At 37.2% G+C, this 17,355-nt stretch carries 15 protein-coding genes and 1 pseudogene; 12 read left to right on the top strand and 4 right to left on the bottom strand.

The genetic code is table 11. The features are described from left to right. The first annotated feature begins 264 nt into the window (after positions 1 to 264). Positions 265 to 2,868: a phosphoenolpyruvate synthase gene (gene ppsA / locus NYE61_RS12320; RefSeq protein ID WP_118890183.1), complete on the top strand. Its 2,604-nt coding sequence runs from the start codon at positions 265 to 267 to the stop codon at positions 2,866 to 2,868. A gap of 37 nt (positions 2,869 to 2,905) precedes the next feature. On the opposite strand, the gene NYE61_RS12315 is transcribed toward ppsA, so the two are convergent. Continuing rightward, positions 2,906 to 3,481: a Maf family protein gene (locus tag NYE61_RS12315; RefSeq protein ID WP_303449372.1), complete on the bottom strand. Its 576-nt coding sequence runs from the start codon at positions 3,479 to 3,481 to the stop codon at positions 2,906 to 2,908. Positions 3,482 to 3,857: 376 nt separating this feature from the next. Next, positions 3,858 to 4,370 (bottom strand): GNAT family N-acetyltransferase, encoded by a 513-nt coding sequence (locus NYE61_RS12310; RefSeq protein WP_303449374.1) that lies wholly within the window; start codon positions 4,368 to 4,370, stop codon positions 3,858 to 3,860. 356 nt (positions 4,371 to 4,726) lie between these two features. On the opposite strand from NYE61_RS12310, the gene NYE61_RS12305 reads away from it, so the two are divergent. Both NYE61_RS12305 and NYE61_RS12300 read left to right on the top strand, forming a co-directional pair. Further along, on the top strand, positions 4,727 to 5,929 hold the full coding sequence (locus NYE61_RS12305; protein ID WP_303449376.1) for a PLP-dependent aminotransferase family protein: 1,203 nt from the start codon (positions 4,727 to 4,729) through the stop codon (positions 5,927 to 5,929). Between the two features lie 338 nt (positions 5,930 to 6,267). Then, positions 6,268 to 7,239 (top strand): GGDEF domain-containing protein, encoded by a 972-nt coding sequence (locus NYE61_RS12300; protein WP_095313029.1) that lies wholly within the window; start codon positions 6,268 to 6,270, stop codon positions 7,237 to 7,239. A gap of 50 nt (positions 7,240 to 7,289) precedes the next feature. Here NYE61_RS12300 and NYE61_RS12295 read toward each other — a convergent pair whose 3' ends face one another. Next, complete coding sequence (locus tag NYE61_RS12295) at positions 7,290 to 8,135, bottom strand: EAL domain-containing protein (protein ID WP_095313031.1); 846 nt, start codon at positions 8,133 to 8,135, stop codon at positions 7,290 to 7,292. 248 nt (positions 8,136 to 8,383) lie between these two features. On the opposite strand from NYE61_RS12295, the pseudogene NYE61_RS12290 reads away from it, so the two are divergent. From NYE61_RS12290 to NYE61_RS12280, 3 genes and pseudogenes are all read left to right on the top strand, one after another. Continuing rightward, positions 8,384 to 8,578 (top strand): annotated as a pseudogene (locus NYE61_RS12290) (metalloregulator ArsR/SmtB family transcription factor); the annotation flags it as partial. Positions 8,579 to 8,716: 138 nt separating this feature from the next. Next, on the top strand, positions 8,717 to 9,130 hold the full coding sequence (locus NYE61_RS12285; protein WP_303449469.1) for an SRPBCC family protein: 414 nt from the start codon (positions 8,717 to 8,719) through the stop codon (positions 9,128 to 9,130). Between the two features lie 135 nt (positions 9,131 to 9,265). Next, positions 9,266 to 9,835: an FAD-dependent oxidoreductase gene (locus tag NYE61_RS12280; protein WP_336623565.1), complete on the top strand. Its 570-nt coding sequence runs from the start codon at positions 9,266 to 9,268 to the stop codon at positions 9,833 to 9,835. Between the two features lie 236 nt (positions 9,836 to 10,071). Here the strand turns inward: NYE61_RS12280 and NYE61_RS12275 are convergent, their stop codons facing one another. After that, positions 10,072 to 10,236 carry an IS3 family transposase gene (locus NYE61_RS12275; RefSeq protein WP_303449471.1) on the bottom strand — a complete coding sequence of 55 codons (165 nt, stop codon included), beginning with the start codon at positions 10,234 to 10,236 and terminating at the stop codon, positions 10,072 to 10,074. Between the two features lie 192 nt (positions 10,237 to 10,428). On the opposite strand from NYE61_RS12275, the gene NYE61_RS12270 reads away from it, so the two are divergent. The 6 genes from NYE61_RS12270 to NYE61_RS12245 all read left to right on the top strand — a co-directional run bounded on the left by NYE61_RS12270 (position 10,429) and on the right by NYE61_RS12245 (position 17,321). Continuing rightward, positions 10,429 to 11,448, top strand: a complete 1,020-nt coding sequence (locus NYE61_RS12270; protein ID WP_303449379.1) for an ROK family protein — start codon at positions 10,429 to 10,431, stop codon at positions 11,446 to 11,448. A 75-nt stretch (positions 11,449 to 11,523) separates the two neighbouring features. Next, entirely contained in the window at positions 11,524 to 12,084 is a 561-nt protein-coding gene (locus tag NYE61_RS12265; protein WP_303449381.1) for a sugar O-acetyltransferase, read from the top strand. Positions 12,085 to 12,265: 181 nt separating this feature from the next. Further along, on the top strand, positions 12,266 to 13,231 hold the full coding sequence (locus tag NYE61_RS12260) for a nitronate monooxygenase (RefSeq protein WP_303449383.1): 966 nt from the start codon (positions 12,266 to 12,268) through the stop codon (positions 13,229 to 13,231). Positions 13,232 to 13,486: 255 nt separating this feature from the next. Beyond that, the gene (locus tag NYE61_RS12255; protein ID WP_303449385.1) at positions 13,487 to 14,257 is read left to right on the top strand and encodes a MurR/RpiR family transcriptional regulator; all 771 of its coding nucleotides are present in this window, start codon (positions 13,487 to 13,489) and stop codon (positions 14,255 to 14,257) included. Between the two features lie 112 nt (positions 14,258 to 14,369). After that, entirely contained in the window at positions 14,370 to 15,974 is a 1,605-nt protein-coding gene (locus tag NYE61_RS12250; RefSeq protein ID WP_303449387.1) for a PTS transporter subunit EIIC, read from the top strand. A 21-nt stretch (positions 15,975 to 15,995) separates the two neighbouring features. Then, on the top strand, positions 15,996 to 17,321 hold the full coding sequence (locus NYE61_RS12245; protein WP_303449390.1) for a 6-phospho-alpha-glucosidase: 1,326 nt from the start codon (positions 15,996 to 15,998) through the stop codon (positions 17,319 to 17,321). The last annotated feature ends 34 nt before the right edge of the window (positions 17,322 to 17,355 follow it).

Raw genomic sequence — 17,355 nt, 5'->3', positions numbered from 1 at the left:
GGCTGGATCCTTTATTGGATTCAGTTTTTTTATGTATTAAAAAGCGTTCATCTCTTGATTGAAAAAGTTGCTATTTTTATTGCGGATTCAAAGGTGTAATGATCTGACTTTTGAGATGGTACATCGGGGCAATAGCTACTTTACAGGAAAGCCGAACTCTTCTCAATTAAATTATAGCATATAAAAAAAGGGAATTATAGACTGTTTCTTCTTATATACTATTGCTAAAATCAATAGAACAATACTGGTTAGGAGAGATGTGGAATGAGCTCTTTGGTTATCGGTTTTCAAGAAATGGGGAAAACAGAGCATTTGCTTGTAGGCGGAAAAGGATTAAATTTGGGGGAGTTATCCAAAATCCAAGGAATAGAAGTTCCAGAAGGTTTTTGTATAACAACGACAGGATACCAAATGGCCATTGAACAAAATGAAATGTTTCAAGCATTGTTGGATCAACTAATGGTGTTAAACGTAGAGGAACGTCATCAAATTAGTGAAATCAGCAGCAAGATTCGACAGGTTATGATGGACGTAGATATTCCTTCTGATGTTGTAAGCGCAGTTGATGAAAATCTCTCCGAGTTTGGTGAGAACCACGCTTATGCAGTTCGCTCTAGTGCTACCGCTGAGGACTTGCCACATGCCTCTTTTGCTGGACAACAAGATACCTATCTAAACATTAAAGGACTGGATGCAATCTTACAGCATATTAGTAAGTGCTGGGCTTCTCTGTTTACGGATCGCGCGGTGATTTATCGAATGCAAAATGGGTTTGACCACAGTAAGGTTTCTTTATCCGTTATTATCCAAAGGATGGTTTTTCCTCAGGCTTCTGGGATTTTATTTACTGCTGATCCGATTACCTCTAACCGAAAGATAGTATCAATTGATGCCAGTTTTGGACTTGGAGAAGCATTGGTCTCTGGCTTGGTATCTCCTGATAATTATAAGGTACAGGAAGAAAGAGTCGTCGAAAAGATGATAGGAGATAAGAACATGGCTATCTATGGACGGGAGGGAGGAGGAACTGAGACACAGCAGATTACTTTTGATCAGCAGAAGTCACAGACACTAACAGACCAGCAAATTTTACAATTAGCACATATAGGAAGAAAGATTGAAGCGCATTTTGGGAGTCCGCAAGACATCGAGTGGTGTTTGGCAGAGGATATATTTTATATTGTTCAGAGTCGACCAATCACAACTTTGTATCCCACCCCTGAAGCAGGGGAGTCCCAAGGAAATCACGTCTATGTATCTGTTGGGCATCAACAAATGATGACAGACCCCATGAAACCATTGGGATTGTCCCTTTTCCTGTTAACAACACCTGCACCGATGCGCAAAGCTGGTGGAAGGCTGTTTGCCGATGTAACAGATATGCTGGCTTCACCTGTCAGCAGAAAAATGATAATGGATAATTTAGGGGAATCTGATCCGCTCATAAAAGACGCGCTTATGAAAATAGTAGATCGAGAAGATTTTATAAAAACGTCCCCAGTTGTTGAAAAAAATCTGAGTCCTGACAAGCCTCATGCTCTCTCTGATACTCAAGCACAAATCGGAAACGATCCAACAATCGTTTCGGAATTAATTAAAAAAAACCAGACCTCGCTAGAAGAACTGAAGCAAAACATCCAGACAAAATCAGGTGCGGAGTTATTTGGTTTTATTCTGGAAGATCTTGAGGAACTGAGAAGGGTTGTATTTGAGGGTATGAGTGTGATAATAGCTGCACAGGATGCCACAACATGGATTAATGGGAAAATGAACAAGTGGTTAGGAGAAAAAAACGCAGCGGATATGCTTTCTCAATCCGTACCAAATAATATTACTTCAGAAATGGGTCTGGCATTATTGGATGTCGCAGATGCGATTCGTCCATATCCAGAAGTGATTAACTATTTACGACATGTAAAAGCGGAAAACTTTTTGGATGAACTGATTAACCTTGAAGGCGGACAAATTGCCCAAGATGCAATAACAGCTTATCTCAAAAAATATGGCATGAGGTGTGCCGGAGAAATTGATATAACGAGAAGTCGATGGAGCGAAAAACCAACGACACTTATCCCTATAATTTTAGGGAATATCAAAAACTTTGAGCCGAATGCTAGTCAGCAGAAATTTGAGCAAGGGCGAAAAGAGGCTTTGGAAAAAGAACAAGCGTTATTAGAAAGATTGAAACAACTGCCGAACGGAGAACAAAAAGCTAAAGAGGCGAAACGAAATATTGACCTAATTCGGAATTTCAGCGGGTTTAGGGAATATCCTAAATACGGTATGATTAACCGTTATTTTGTTTATAAGCAGGCATTAATGAAAGAAGCGGAACAACTCGTACAAGCGGGGATTATTCAAGGAAAAGAAGATATATCCTATCTTACTTTTGAAGAACTTGAAGAAGTAGTCCGCACCAATAAACTGGATTACCAAATCATTGACAAACGAAAAGAAGCGCATAAATTATATGAAAAATTAACCCCGCCACGTGTTATTACTTCTGATGGTGAGATCATTACTGGTGAATACAAGCGAGAAAATCTTCCAGCTGAAGCTATTGTCGGCCTGCCGGTTTCCTCGGGAGTTATCGAGGGGCGAGCACGTGTCATTTTAAACATGGAAGATGCTGATTTAGAAGAAGGAGATATATTGGTTACTTCTTTTACGGACCCTAGCTGGACACCGTTATTTGTATCCATAAAAGGTCTAGTAACTGAAGTTGGTGGGCTGATGACCCATGGAGCGGTTGTCGCACGTGAATATGGCTTGCCAGCAGTTGTGGGAGTAGAAAATGCTACAAAAATAATAAAAGATGGGCAACGAATTCTTGTTAATGGAACGGAAGGGTATATTCAATTATTGTAATTGCTATATGTGTTCAGACTATCGTCAGAGTAGGTGGCTAATCCGGATAAACAGAAAACGATTTAAGCTCTCTCACAACACGAGAGATCGGTAAGCCTACAACATTGAAATAATCTCCATTAATGTTTTTGACAAACATAGCACCAAGGCCTTGAATACCATATGCACCAGCTTTATCGTACGGCTCTTCAGATAAAACATACCATTCGATTTCCTGATCAGTAAGTGGCAAAAATTCAACTTGTGTACGTTCGATAAAAATGCTTTTCTGTTCCAGTGAGCGGATCATGACACCAGTATATACCTCATGTACGTTGCCGCTTAGCGCTAAAAGCATTTGATAGGCCTCTTCCTTATTGTTGGGCTTTTCGAATATTTGCTGCTTATAAGCAACTACCGTGTCAGCAGCTAAAATGATAGTTTCTGGATGCTGGATAGGGACATTTTTACCCTTGATTAGGGCCAATTGTTTTACTTTTTCAACCGGGTCATTTGTTGTAATTTGGGATTCATCTACGTTTGGATTGCGTACTGAAAAGGGAATTCTTACTTGCGTTAAAAGCTCTTGCCTTCTTGGTGAGGATGAGGCCAGAATTAGTTTGTTTTTTGCCATGAATGTTCCTCCTAAGTAGTAGTGAGTGAGTTGATATAGGTTTATTATAGTCCATGGTTTGTAGTATTAGAGACAACGTATCCAAGGGAAGATGGAACCATTATAGCTGTACGTGTTTTGCTAATCAAATGTTATTGCCATCTGATCGGAAATACAATTTTTTTAAAACAAGACGAGTATTCAGAGAGAAATACACAAAGCATTCGCGTTTGGTACTTCTCTCTTTTATTTTGAAATTACCATTGTAAACTGTTCAAAAACGATAGAATATCAGCATGAATCTCTGCTTGATCCTCACCTACAACATTGCAAAGCATGAATTTGTGTGCTATTTGATCAAACATTACGAAATGTTAGGTAGCATGTAACGAATGATTTATTCCTCTACAGGATTTTCAGGTCCATTCAGCTCCAATTGATAAAAGGTTAAGTCAATCCATTTATTGAATTTAAAACCTGCCTTTTCGATTATACCTGAATAAACAAAGCCAAAGTTTTTGTGCATTGCAATGCTTTTTTCGTTTGCTGCATCAATACCAGCAACCAATGTCATATATTCTCTTTCTTTCGCAATAGCGATTAATTCTTTCATTAAGGAAGTACCAACGCCTCTTTTTTGATATTCCTTATTTACATAAACGGAATGTTCAATTGTATATTTATAAGCCGGCCATGCTCTAAAGGGACCAAATGTTGCAAAACCAGCCACTTTATTATCTTGTTCGCACACTAATATTGGGTAACCTTCCTCCATCTTTTGTTCATACCATTGTTGTCTGCTTTCAAGTGTCTGGGGTTTATAGGCGTATACAGCAGTAGAATGAAGAATGGCATCATTATAGATATGTAAAATGCCCATTAAATCTTTTTCAGTTGCTTCTCTGATCATGTTGTTCTTCCTCTCGTAACAAATACTTTCCTAACTGTTTATTTTAGAACGATTTGTACTAAAGGTAAAATTGGATCTCTTAACCCTTGAATTTATAGACGCTTGAATCACGAACCGGAAAATGCTCGTGGAGGATTTCACCTGAAATTTCCCGGCATGCCTTTAATAATAAATAAGCATAAATAGTATTCCGGTAATAGAGGATGAAAAGATTTGTAAACAAACTGAAGAATGCTAAATAATATCTGATATGACTGAAAGTTCGGTTTTCTGTTAGAATAAAGATAGCTATTAAACTATTAAGATAATTATTAAATATATTCGATAGTAATAATTAAGAAAAGGAATGTTTATAAATGGAAAATAAATTTGCTAAGCGAGCTCATTTCGCTAAATCCTCGGAGACGCGTGAAATTTTGAAGGTAACAGAAAGACCGGAAGTAATCTCTTTTGCGGGAGGACTGCCAGCCCCGGAGTTGTTTCCGCTAAAAGCTCTTAAGGATGTGTGTAATGCTGTTTTGAATGAAGAAGGAGCGGCTTCTCTTCAATATAGTACGACAGAGGGATATGTTCCATTAAGAGAAGCTATTAATCGAAGAATGAAAGCTGTTGGAATTAATGCTACTGTTGAAAATGTTCTTATCACATCGGGATCACAGCAAGCAATCGACCTTACTGGAAAATTATTTATTGACGAAGAGGATACAATTATTTGTGAAAGTCCAACCTATCTTGCGGCAATCAATACATTCAAAACATACAATGCCAACTTTGTTGAAGTAGCGATGGATGATGATGGAATGGTTATGGAAGAGCTGGAGGAAAAGCTGCAGAAGCATCCTAACACAAAATTTATCTATACGATTCCAGACTTCCAAAATCCTACAGGTCGTACGTTAAAGCTCGATAGACGAAAAAGAATGATTGAGCTTGCGAATCAATATGATGTACTGATTGTAGAAGATAATCCTTATGGGGCTATAAGATTTGCTGGAGAGGAACTTCCGCCAGTAAAACATTTTGATACGGAAGGTAGAGTAATTTATCTAAGCACTTTCTCTAAGATTTTCACTCCTGGCCTTCGACTTGGATGGATCTGTGCAGACCAAGCATTCATTGATAAGTACGTGGCTTTTAAGCAAACAGCTGACTTACATACGGACAGCTTTGCGCAAAGAATTACAGCCAAGTATATGGAACTTTATGATATGGAGGAGCACATTAATAAAATTAAAGCTGTTTATAAAGAAAGATGTGCAGCGATGTTATCTTGTGTTGAAACGTTTTTCCCAAAAAATTTGTCTTACAGTAAGCCAGAAGGTGGATTATTTATTTGGGTTGAACTTCCTGAGGACATTGATTCAACGCATATATTTACAGAGTGCCTGAAAAACAATGTTGCTTGTGTTCCCGGAACACCATTTTTCCCGAATGGTACAAAGAAAAGTACATTCCGTTTAAATTTTTCAAATATGTCGAAAGAGAAAATAATAGAAGGTATGAAGCGTATTGGTGAAGTGTTATATCGTGAGTTAGAGAAAGAAACAGCTATTTTATGATTTAAAACTGACAGTAGTATAGGAGACAGATATTGTAAATTTAAAAGTCGTGCAATTAAATGGTTGTGTAATACAAAAAAGTTTAAGAAACATGGTTCTATGCAATATGTTTCATAACTCTTTTTAAAACAATGCTTGGATAAAATTTAGGAATATTAACCATAAACTACTCCTTTAATCATAGGTATATTTTCATAAATAATCATCTTATTTACACTAAATTTACTATTTTTTAATAAAATAGTTGTACAATAAAAGAAGAGTGGAATATATGAGAATATTTGTTGCTGCCGATTAAATACGCACTCATGGAAGTGTGAATACAGAGGGGATTTTATATGCATGTTGTTATTGGAGATATTGCAAGAGAAACGATACCGGTATTACCAACTACAAATTGCGAAAACGTTTATGCTATTTTTAATGAGCAACCATCAACAGAGGGGATAGTTGTTGCTGTTGAAATGCAGCCTGTTGGATTAATTATGAGAGATACATTCTTTCAAAAGCTATCCACTAAATATGGGTTTGACCTTTTTATGCAACGGCCAATTGAATTGATGATGGATACAACAATGTTAGTTGTGGACTATATTACACCACTAACCAAGGTTAGTACGCTTGCCATGAAACGAGAGCAGGAAAGACTTTATGACTATGTTATTGTACAGAAGCAGAATGAGCTATGTGGAGTTGTAAGTATACGTGAATTAATAATGAAGTTGTCTGAAGTCCAGATTAACATTGCGAAATATTCCAATCCATTAAGCGGACTTCCTGGAAACCACATTATAGACGATATGTTAGAAAAAGTATTACATTACGAAAGCTATACGGTGCTTTATCTTGATCTCGATCATTTTAAAGCATTCAATGATGTATATGGATTCAAAGCAGGGGATCAACTTCTCGTCGAGACGGCGAATATCATTCAACAAACGATTGGCAAAAAACCAAATTACTTTGTTGGTCATATTGGTGGAGATGACTTTATCGCGGTGATTCCTAATTATCAGCATGAGGATATTTGCAAAAGGATTATTGCCCGCTTCGAACAGACGATTATCAGCTTTTATAGTAAAGAAGATATTGAACAGGGATATGTCAAAACATTCAACCGAAAAGGAACCATGGAAAATGTTCCATTAGTAAGCATCTCGATTGCAGTCGTTCAGAATAAACATACATCCTTTTCCACACCAAATGCGCTAAGTAGAGAAGCAGCAGAGATTAAAAGGATTTGTAAAACTTGTGAGGGAAGTATCTACCTGAGCAAAGGGGATAAGGAAGCTGGAAAATTAAATGCATAAAAAATGAGCGATATTCAAAAATCGCTCATTTTTTTTGTATGTTATTATCTTTAAGAAGAGATTGGTACGGTGCCTTTACATAATGTCTCAACTGGTTTTCCTATCGCGTAGCCTTGCCCCATATCGACACCCAAATCTTGCAAAAAGGTGTATTCGGAAAAAGTCTCGATTCCCTCTGCAATTACTTTCGTTTCAGATTTATATGCAAAATCAAGAATAAGCTCAACTAAATATTGTTTTTCCGGGATCGTTTCGATATTCCGGATTAATGATTTATCAATCTTTATAAACTCAGGATTTAAGTAAAGAAGTGTTTGTAAACTATTATAACCACTGCCAGCATCATCTACAGCAATGCGAAAGCCCTGTTCCCTGTAGTGCTCTACTAGCTTCACAAATTGAGAATAGTTGATTCCTGCCTTCTTTTCTGTCAATTCAAGAACAACTTGCTTAGGAGAGATGTTATGTTTTGCTAATAAATTCATTGTAGTTCCTGCTTTATAGTTTGGGTCGGCTAGTACTTGGGGATGTATATTTAGGAATATAAAGCAATCTTCATTTTCATCTAAGCGATTAACCTGCTCGTGATATCTTTTCAATGCTAAATTTCGTATAAAGCTTTCGACCATAAAAACATGTTTGCTGTCTCCAACATAGTCGTAAAAAGCATCCGTAGTAGGAAAGCTCTTCGTAGAATCTGGTCGATTCAAAATTTCATAGCCTACAGTATCGCCGCTTTTTAAAGATAGAATTGGCTGGAAAAAGGTTTGCATTCTACATTTGCGGATAACATTTAATAATTCTTCATTTTTATTAAACTCTTGATAAAGTAATTTACGGTTTGTATTTAAAAATCGAATAAAATGAATCGATTTATGAACTAAATTTGTTTTCATATGTCCACCTTTGAGTTGAATAAAATTGTCATGATGCTTAATTTAATTCTATCGGTGAATTATTAAGATTGATAATCAGTTGTGTAAATTTCTTGTAAAACCTGTGGGTAAAGATTTGTGTTGGACATAAAAATCTCTGGCTAAACATCTAAACTTAAGGGAATACTTGACACGACACTAAATGGTGTCGTATTATAATGAATAAATAGGACACCTTTAAGTGTCGTATTAAAACGTAAGATCAGGGGATGGTGATATTGAGCGAAAAGAGAACGGAAAGAGATGTTTACGAAGCTATTTCCGATCAAACCCGACGGAGGCTGCTTCGTCTATTAGCCGATGCGGAAGAATTACCGCTATATGAGTTAACCGTTCATTTCGAAATGGGTCGTACGGCAGTTTCAAAGCACTTGACAATCCTAAAAGATGCTGGTCTTGTAGTCAGCAGGAAGATTGGCAGGGAAACGCGTTATCGGTTGAATGCCACCCCTTTGAAGGAAATTCATGATTGGGTATCTTTTTATGAAGATTTCTGGAAGGAAAGAATGTTTAAATTAAATCTTTTATTGGAGGAACAAAAAATGAAAGCAGATGTATCATTAGATTTTCAATATACAAGTTCAATTGAAGAAGTGTGGAAGGCATTAACGGATTCGGAAATGCTTGCAAAGTGGATATGGGAAAATGACTTTAAGCCAGTAGTTGGACATAAATTTCAATTCCGAGCAGAGCCAAATAAATGGTGGAACGGAATTGTTGATTGTGAAGTGCTTGAAGTGGAAGAACCTCATAAAATATCTTATACGTGGGCAAGCCAAGGTGAGAACACAACTGTTACATGGACGTTGAAGGAAGGTTCAGATGGAACTACTCACTTGCACTTCGAACAAGCTGGATTCAGTGAAGAAACAAAAGCCACCAAAGGTGCTATCGAGGGGGCAATATATAGCTGGACTAAAATGGGTGAGCAGCTTGGGGAAGTGTTGGATCAATAAGCGTTATTGTCTTTCTCCTTGCCTTATATAAAATCTTAGACGGTCTAGTGGAACGGCCCGAACCATCAAAGGCTATCAATTACCCAATTACTAACATGTGTAGGGGTAGCTAATATTAAAAGGGGAGATAAGAAAATGAGTTTTTTCAAAGATATGATAGCGGTGTTTAAGAAGAGAGAATTATTACTTTTAGAGCGCTATGAAGAAGCAGAAGGCGTGTATACCTTTCTGTTTGAAAAGCCAGATGATTTAACCTGGGAAGCAGGGCAACACGGTCTGTTTACTATTACGCATAAGAAAATAAAAAATGCTACGCGGCCATTTACCGTAGCCTCAGCTCCTGCAGAAAAAGTTGTTAAATTAACAATGCGGATTAAGGATAATCCAAGTGATTTTAAACAGGAAATGTTAGAACTCAAACAAGGAATGAAGATTAGTATAAGCGGACCTGTAGGATCATTTCACTTGGAAAATAACAGTCCTTCAATCCTCATTGCAGGTGGGATTGGCATTACCCCATTTCGATCAATTCTAAAACAAATAGAAGCGGAAGGAAGTCTCCGTGAGAACCCAATACATCTGCTTTATCTAGATAGTGATAAATCCCATATCTTTAAAGATGAACTTGATGAAATTGCTAACTATCCTGCCATACATGTAACTTACCTTGATACAAGGGAGGACTTGCATCAGGAAATAAATTAGTTTAGCGATTTATATCAGAACAACGGTAAATATTTTATTGCAGGTCCAAAAACCATGGTCGAGTCTATTTCAAGTCATTTAAGAAATAACGATGTTCCCAAACGAAATATCAAAAAGGATGCCTTTTTTGGATATTAATTAAAAATGAATATGAGCCCACAATTATGGTATCATACAAAAATCCTATTTTGTTGAACTTCCCCCTGTCAAGTAGACAGTGGAAATAATAAAAGGATTTATACGGCTTTAGCTCTATATTCAATAGGGTTGAAGCCGTTTAGTCTTTCTTGATATCTATCATGATTGTAGAAGTAAATATATTTATCAATTGCTGTTGAGAGATCCTCAAATGTCTCATGATCGTTCTTCCCGTTGGCTAAAGCATCTTCTACAATTTCAATTCATTATATCTGTTGAGGTGATTACAGGGATGGGAAAGGAACTAGTGTTGATAAGTGATCATAGGGAGGTCTTGTTTTCAGCGGGGAAAATGGATCTTAAATTCCCAATTGTTTTCATCAATCTTGTATGATATAGTGTCAACGGTACTTATTAAACGTATTTAATAAGTCTTTTTATAGGTGGTGATGTTTGTGGAAGCTGCTTCAAAATCATTGAAGAGAGTAATTACTCTTGGTATTCGTAAATCTCTCTTAGAGCTTGGAAGTGCAACAAAGGCTGAGCTTAGCAGCAAGCTAGAAATTAGCTTTCCAACAATAAGTAAGTTCCTTGCACAGATGGAGAAAGATGGTGAAGTGATAGCAGTTGGTTTAGATGAATCAAGTGGTGGAAGAAGAGCAAAAAGATATACGTACAATTCAGAGTATATGCTTGGTCTTGCAGTCTTTATAGAGAAGGAAGAGACCTATTATACAATTTTCAATTGCTTAGGTGAAAAAAAGGAGCAAGGAAAAGCCCCAAGTGTACTAATAGATAATGGCATGAATTTATTAACACAACTGATTGAAAAAGTAATAACAACTAATTCTTCAAAAATTACTTCCATCGCTATCGGTGTTCCAGGGTCGGTTGATCACGGGAAGATTTTCTACATGCCAGGGTATGAGCAGTTTCAAAATGTTGATTTGAAGACGTATTATGAGGGTTATTTTAATATTCCTGTTGTGGTAGAGAACGATATGAATGCTGTTGTTCTTGGTTTTAACCACCAAAAAAGAATGGAAAATAATCAGTCTCTTATCTATTTGTATTTTGGCCAAAATGGCCCGGGGGCAGGGTTTATGATAAATGGAGATGTGGTAAGAGGAAGTACGTTTTTTGCTGGAGAGATTTCGTTCGTCCCTCAATATAGTGAACATAACTTTGGGCAGGTACTAGAAAAGGGAATTGGACAAAAAAAGAGATTGGTCAATGAGGATGAACAGATTGATGCAATAAGCAGATTAGTAGCCTCTTTTGTAGCTATCATAAACCCACATACCATTATTTTTAGTGAGGATGAAATCGAAAAAGGGATGTTAAGTAAAATCGCCATCGCTAGTTCAACATATATCCCGTCAGAACATCTTCCGGAACTTACGGTGAGTAATTGGAAACAGGATTATTTATTTGGGTTACAAAGGCTTTGCCTCGATCTTATGATAGCGAAATAGGGATATGGACGTATACGGAGCAAGGGACTGGATAGGTGCTTGATAATCATTATAGTGGAGAGTAGGTCATTTAAGATGAAAACGGAAAAAGAAAAAATGATAGCTGGAGAAATGTATAATCCCGCAGATTCAGAATTGGTAAAGGATCGTATGGCAGCAAGACGTAAGGTTAGGCAATATAATCAAACGTTAGAGACAGAGGGAGAAAAGCGAACAAAACTATTAGAGGGATTATTTGGTTCGACAGGAGAAAATATCTATATGGAACCAAATATACGATTTGATTATGGTTATAATACATACGTAGGAGACAATTTTTATGCGAATTTTGACTGTACGTTTTTAGATATTTGTGAAGTGCGTTTTGGAGATAATTGTATGCTTGGACCAAGGGTACAAATCTATACAGCAACACATCCGCTTCATCCAGTGGAACGAAATTCTGGGATAGAAAGCGGAAAACCGATTACAGTTGGCAACAATGTATGGATTGGAGGAAGTGCAATTATAAATCCAGGAGTAACAGTAGGAGATAATGTTGTGATTGGATCTGGAGCAGTCGTTACGAAAGACATACCAGATAATGTGGTAGTTGGTGGTAATCCTGCTAGAATCATTAAACAAATTGAACTATAAGATTCCTTTGGCTTAACTAATCAAGTTCTTTTAAACAAGTGGTGCAATTCCATTCACAAGGAATTGTACCTTTATTAATATAATTTTCCTTACTTTATATAATACATTTTAATACGAATTAGTACCAAGTAATAGTAACAAGTGATAAAATATGATGACACTATTATAAGGAGGGGAAACCGTGAAAACTCAAGTAACAGATCTATTCAGAATTCAGTATCCAATCATACAAGGTGGTCTAGCTTATTTAGGTTATGCAGAACTAGCTGCTGCTGTCTCAAATGCCGGAGGACTAGGGCAAATTACTGCAGCAACATTACGTACGCCTGAAAATCTTCGGAATGAAATTCATAAAGTACGTGAGTTTACGAACAAGCCTTTTGGTGTAAACTTTGCTATTGCAAAGTACAACGGTGAATACGAGGAATTATTAGAAGTGGCAATAGAGGAAAAGGTACCGGTAATCTCTATTACTGGTGGTAATCCAAAACCTGTGTTAGAACGACTCAAAGACGAGAATATTAAGACGCTTGTCCTTGTTTCAGGAGTTAGACATGCACAGAAAGCAGAACAGCTTGGAGCGAATGCACTTATTGCAGTTGGACAAGAAGGTGGAGGTCATTTAGGGCGTGACGATATTGGTACAATGGTGCTGATTCCTCGTATTGTAGACCATGTATCCATTCCCGTGCTAGCAGCAGGAGGAATAGGCGACGGCAGAGGTTTATTAGCAGCCTTTTCTCTTGGTGCAGAAGGTATCGTGATGGGGACTCGTTTTATTGCTACCCAAGAATGCGTACATGCACATTACGACTATAAAAATGCGCTTTTACAAGCGCAAGAAACAGACACGGTCATTATTAAAAAATCATTAGGTGCCCCAGGACGAGTTCTTCAATCAGATTTTGCTTTAGAAATTATCGATCGAGAACATCAAGGAGCAACGTACGAGGATCTGAAAGATATGATTAGTGGCAAAACGAATTGTAGATATATTTATGATGGTCATGAAGAAGAAGGGTTTGGCTGGGCTGGGCAGGTAATTGGTCTTATCAACAACGTACCAACAGTACAGGAATTGTTTGCTGAGATAATTTTAACAGCAGAAAATAGTTTGAGCCGTATTCGTAATATTATAAGAGGGTAATCCAGTAGATAATATTAATAAAATAAATGCACATAAATAACTCTATGGAGCTTTTAATAGAAGTATCTGCGATGTGAATTATAGTAAAACATTTAGCGAAGGCAGAATTGGGGAATTGAAGGAAAAGCTGTAATCCGTTAGTTGTAACTGTAAACAATAAAGAGAGCAGACAGCTTGTAAAGGATATTGTAGTTCCATCCGCTATTAGGCTATAATAAAACATAGTATAGCAATGAGGAATGTGAGTGACAACACATGATAGACATAAGCAAGTTAACCCAAGGGAAGAATCTAACGGAATTGGATGCCCAGATTCTTAAATATATCGTAGAAAATATCGATACGGTTCTACAAAAAGGTGTGCGTGAAATTGCTAGAGATAATTATACATCTTCGGCAACGGTTATTCGTTTATCGAAAAAGTTGGGGTATACAGGATTTGTCGATATGTATTATCAACTCGTTCCACAAGTCAAAAAGGCAAGTCTACAACAAACGGAAGTGATTGGTGACTTTCCAGAAATTCGGCTTCAGGATTTTTTTGAATATAATACAATGGAAGAAGTCAATCTTTTTATTGAAAAGGTTCTACATTTAAGACAAAACTATATTTTTATATATGCAACAGGTTTCTCGGCGATTGCGGCAGAGTATCTATATAAAAAACTGCTTGTTCTGGGGAAAAAGACCATTATTGCCAGTGGAACGGATTCGATAGGAGTTTTTGAAAATAATTTAGAAGACATTGGTGCGCTGGTTGTCATATCGAAATCCGGTGAAACCCAACAAGTGATTGATAAACTAAAAGCGGCGAAAGAACATGATATCTTTACAGTTTCATTCACAAAGGAAACGGAAAATCGAACAACTGAAATAGCCGATCTCAATTTTAAGTTGTTTGATAACAATAAACTAGATGACTGGAATATGCTACCGAACATTTTCTTTCCTAGACTTTTGATGTTGTTTGAATATATTTTGAAAGAATATTTCGGGCGTTTAAATAAAAATAATGATGAGAAGTGAAACGTGTTTCAAGATATGAAACACGTTTTTTGTGGTCTTGAAACTATCGACATTAATTTGTTGGAGGGGTACACTATATGACGTAAACAGGAGATTCACTGGAGGTGTAAAAATGAAGGCCAAAATGATGGAAGGAATGCAAAGGTTTTCAAAAGCCATGTTCATTCCTGTACTTATTTTACCAATTGCCGGTATTTTAATCGCACTTGGAAATTTGTTGACCAATCAAAGGTTAATTGAAACCGTTCCCTTTATGGATAATCCAATCATGACAGGATTCGGTTCTATTCTAACTGGATCATTGGTTTCGATATTAGGTAACCTAGGGCTGATCTTCAGTGTAGGTATCGCAATAGGATTAGCAACGAAAGAAAAATCAATAGCTGGATTTACTGCATTACTAGGCTATTTAGTTTTTGTAAACGCTATGAATAAATTTATGGAACTAACTGGCCTTTTGACAGAAGCTGAAGCATTGCAGGGTACTGGACAAACATTGGTATTAGGCGTTCAAATCCTTGATATGGGTGTTTTTCTAGGTATTATTCTCGGTATTATAACCGCGATTGTTCATAATAAGTTTGTTGATACTGAGTTTAAAGGTGCATTCCAAATCTATGGCGGGTCACGTTTTGTATTTATTGTACTTATTCCGGTCGTTGTATTATTGGCAATTGCACTAACTTATATTTGGCCGTTTTTCCAAACAGGCATTAACAACTTAGGTACGCTGATTAATCGTAGCGGCAGCTTTGGAATTTTCTTATACGGAATGTTAGAAAGACTATTGATTCCAACAGGTTTGCATCACTTAGTATACACGCCATTCCTTTATACATCATTGGGTGGTGTGGCAGAGGTTGGCGGACAAGTATTCGAAGGAGCAAGAAATATTTATTATGCTGAAATTTCGGATCCATCTGTAACACGTCTTTCTGAAAGCGTAATATGGGATGCGCGTGGAATAGCAAAAATGTTCGGATTACTTGGTGCATGTTTAGCAATGTACCACATGGCAAGACCAGAAAATAAAGCAAAAGTAAAAGCGATCTTAATTCCAGCAGCATTTACTTCATTTATTGCTGGTGTAACAGAACCAATCGAGTTCTCGTTTATGTTTGTCGCACCACTTCTTTTCGTAGTTCATGCTGCGCTAAGTGGCTTGAGTATGGTGACATTGAATCTACTGGATGTCCGGGCTATTGGTCCAAATGGAATGATTGACTTTCTGCTATTCAATTTACCTTTAGGTTTCGAAAAAACGAGCTGGCCAATGTATATCTTAGTTGGATTACTTTTCTTTGGAATCTATTATGTGGTTTTCCGCTTCTTAATTACGAAATTTAACTTCAAGACAATTGGTCGGGAAGATGACGGTAAAGAAGCTAAACTATACTCGAAAAATGACTATAAAGAAAGCAAAGCAAAAGGGGAAAACACGGTATCAGATCAAGATCAGGGAGAACCAGCAATGGCAAGTGTTATTGTCGATGCGCTAGGAGGATCTGACAATATTAATACGGTAACGAATTGTTACACGAGACTCCGATTAACTTTAGATAAACCAGACATGGTCGACGAAGCGACATTGAAGAGTGAAACCGGGGCAAGCGGTGTCATTATTAAAGATCAAAATGTTCAAGTCGTATATGGATTACAAGTAAGCAACATTAGAAAAGCGGTAGATAACTATTTAGGTAGACAAGTAGACGAATAAATATAGAGAGGACGAAATAATATGAAACAATTTTCAGTCGTAATCGCAGGTGGAGGAAGCACGTATACACCAGGTATTGTAATGATGCTGTTAGATAACTTGGATCGTTTTCCAATTCGTACATTGAAATTGTATGATAATGATCATGAAAGACAAGCAGTACTTGGTGAAGCGCTTGAAATTGTGTTAAAAGAACAAGCACCTGATATCAATTACATTTTTACAACAGATCCAGAAGAAGCATTCACAGACATTGATTTCTGCTTTGCTCATATCCGGTCAGGTCAATATAAAATGCGCGAAATGGATGAAAAAATCCCGTTGAAACATGGTGTTGTGGGGCAAGAAACATGTGGTCCAGGTGGGATTGCTTATGGAATGCGCAGTATAGGGGACATGATTGAATTGATCGATACGATGGAAAAATATTCCCCAGACGCTTGGATGTTAAACTATTCTAATCCAGCAGCGATTATTGCAGAAGCATGCCGAATCTTACGCCCCGATTCTAAAGTCTTAAATATTTGCGATATGCCTGTTGGAACAATCCGCAGAATGTCACAAATCATTGGGAAAACACCAAAGGATCTAGATGTTCGTTACTTTGGATTAAATCACTTTGGCTGGTGGACAAGTGTAAAGGATAAAGAAGGTAACGAATACTTGCCACAAATCCGTGACTATGTTGCGAAAAATGGATACTTAACGCAAATTGAAGTGGATACACAGCATATGGACCAAAGTTGGCAAGAAACACACAAGAAAGCAAAAGACCTATTAGCGGTTAATCCTAGATTCTTGCCAAATACCTATTTGAAATACTATCTCTACCCTGATTATGAGGTAGCCAATGCTAACCCAGAATATACGCGTGCAAATGAAGTAATTGATGGTCGCGAAAAAGAAGTATTTTCAACTGCTAGAACGATTGTTGAAAAAGGTACAGGAGAAGGCAGTGAATTCGGAATCGGCAGTCATGCAACATTTATTGTGGACTTAGCTCGTGCAATTGCTTTCAACACACATGAACGAATGCTCTTAATTGTAGAAAACAATGGAGCGATCGCAAACTTTGATGATGATGCAATGGTAGAAGTACCATGTATTGTTGGTACAGATGGTCCAGAACCATTAAGTCAAGGAAAGATCCCCGAATTCGAAAGAGCTTTAATGTATCAGCAAGTAACGGTTGAAAAACTAGTAGTACAAGCATATATCGAAGGAAGCTATCAAAAATTATGGCAGGCTCTTACACTCTCTAAAACTGTACCGAGTGCCAAAGTAGCGAAGGATGTATTAGATGATTTGATTGAAGCAAACAAAGACTACTGGCCAGAATTGAAGTAATGACAAAGCTAAAGCGGGCGGATTGAATATGCAG

It is taken from the genome of Oceanobacillus sp. FSL W7-1304, from assembly GCF_037969805.1.
Lineage (GTDB): Bacteria > Bacillota > Bacilli > Bacillales > Amphibacillaceae > Oceanobacillus > Oceanobacillus profundus.
This window is presented reverse-complemented; position numbering and strand designations above follow the sequence as displayed.

What these genes read in the sequence shown, in the direction of transcription:
- NYE61_RS12300 (WP_095313029.1), top strand. Translation starts at nt 6,268, where the DNA reads ATGCATGTTGTTATTGGAGATATTGCAAGAGAAACGATACCGGTATTA.
- NYE61_RS12310 (WP_303449374.1), bottom strand. Translation starts at nt 4,370, where the DNA reads ATGATCAGAGAAGCAACTGAAAAAGATTTAATGGGCATTTTACATATC.
- ppsA (WP_118890183.1), top strand. Translation starts at nt 265, where the DNA reads ATGAGCTCTTTGGTTATCGGTTTTCAAGAAATGGGGAAAACAGAGCAT.
- NYE61_RS12285 (WP_303449469.1), top strand. Translation starts at nt 8,717, where the DNA reads ATGAAAGCAGATGTATCATTAGATTTTCAATATACAAGTTCAATTGAA.
- NYE61_RS12265 (WP_303449381.1), top strand. Translation starts at nt 11,524, where the DNA reads ATGAAAACGGAAAAAGAAAAAATGATAGCTGGAGAAATGTATAATCCC.
- NYE61_RS12250 (WP_303449387.1), top strand. Translation starts at nt 14,370, where the DNA reads ATGAAGGCCAAAATGATGGAAGGAATGCAAAGGTTTTCAAAAGCCATG.
- NYE61_RS12245 (WP_303449390.1), top strand. Translation starts at nt 15,996, where the DNA reads ATGAAACAATTTTCAGTCGTAATCGCAGGTGGAGGAAGCACGTATACA.
- NYE61_RS12255 (WP_303449385.1), top strand. Translation starts at nt 13,487, where the DNA reads ATGATAGACATAAGCAAGTTAACCCAAGGGAAGAATCTAACGGAATTG.
- NYE61_RS12305 (WP_303449376.1), top strand. Translation starts at nt 4,727, where the DNA reads ATGGAAAATAAATTTGCTAAGCGAGCTCATTTCGCTAAATCCTCGGAG.
- NYE61_RS12315 (WP_303449372.1), bottom strand. Translation starts at nt 3,481, where the DNA reads ATGGCAAAAAACAAACTAATTCTGGCCTCATCCTCACCAAGAAGGCAA.
- NYE61_RS12295 (WP_095313031.1), bottom strand. Translation starts at nt 8,135, where the DNA reads ATGAAAACAAATTTAGTTCATAAATCGATTCATTTTATTCGATTTTTA.
- NYE61_RS12280 (WP_336623565.1), top strand. Translation starts at nt 9,266, where the DNA reads ATGAGTTTTTTCAAAGATATGATAGCGGTGTTTAAGAAGAGAGAATTA.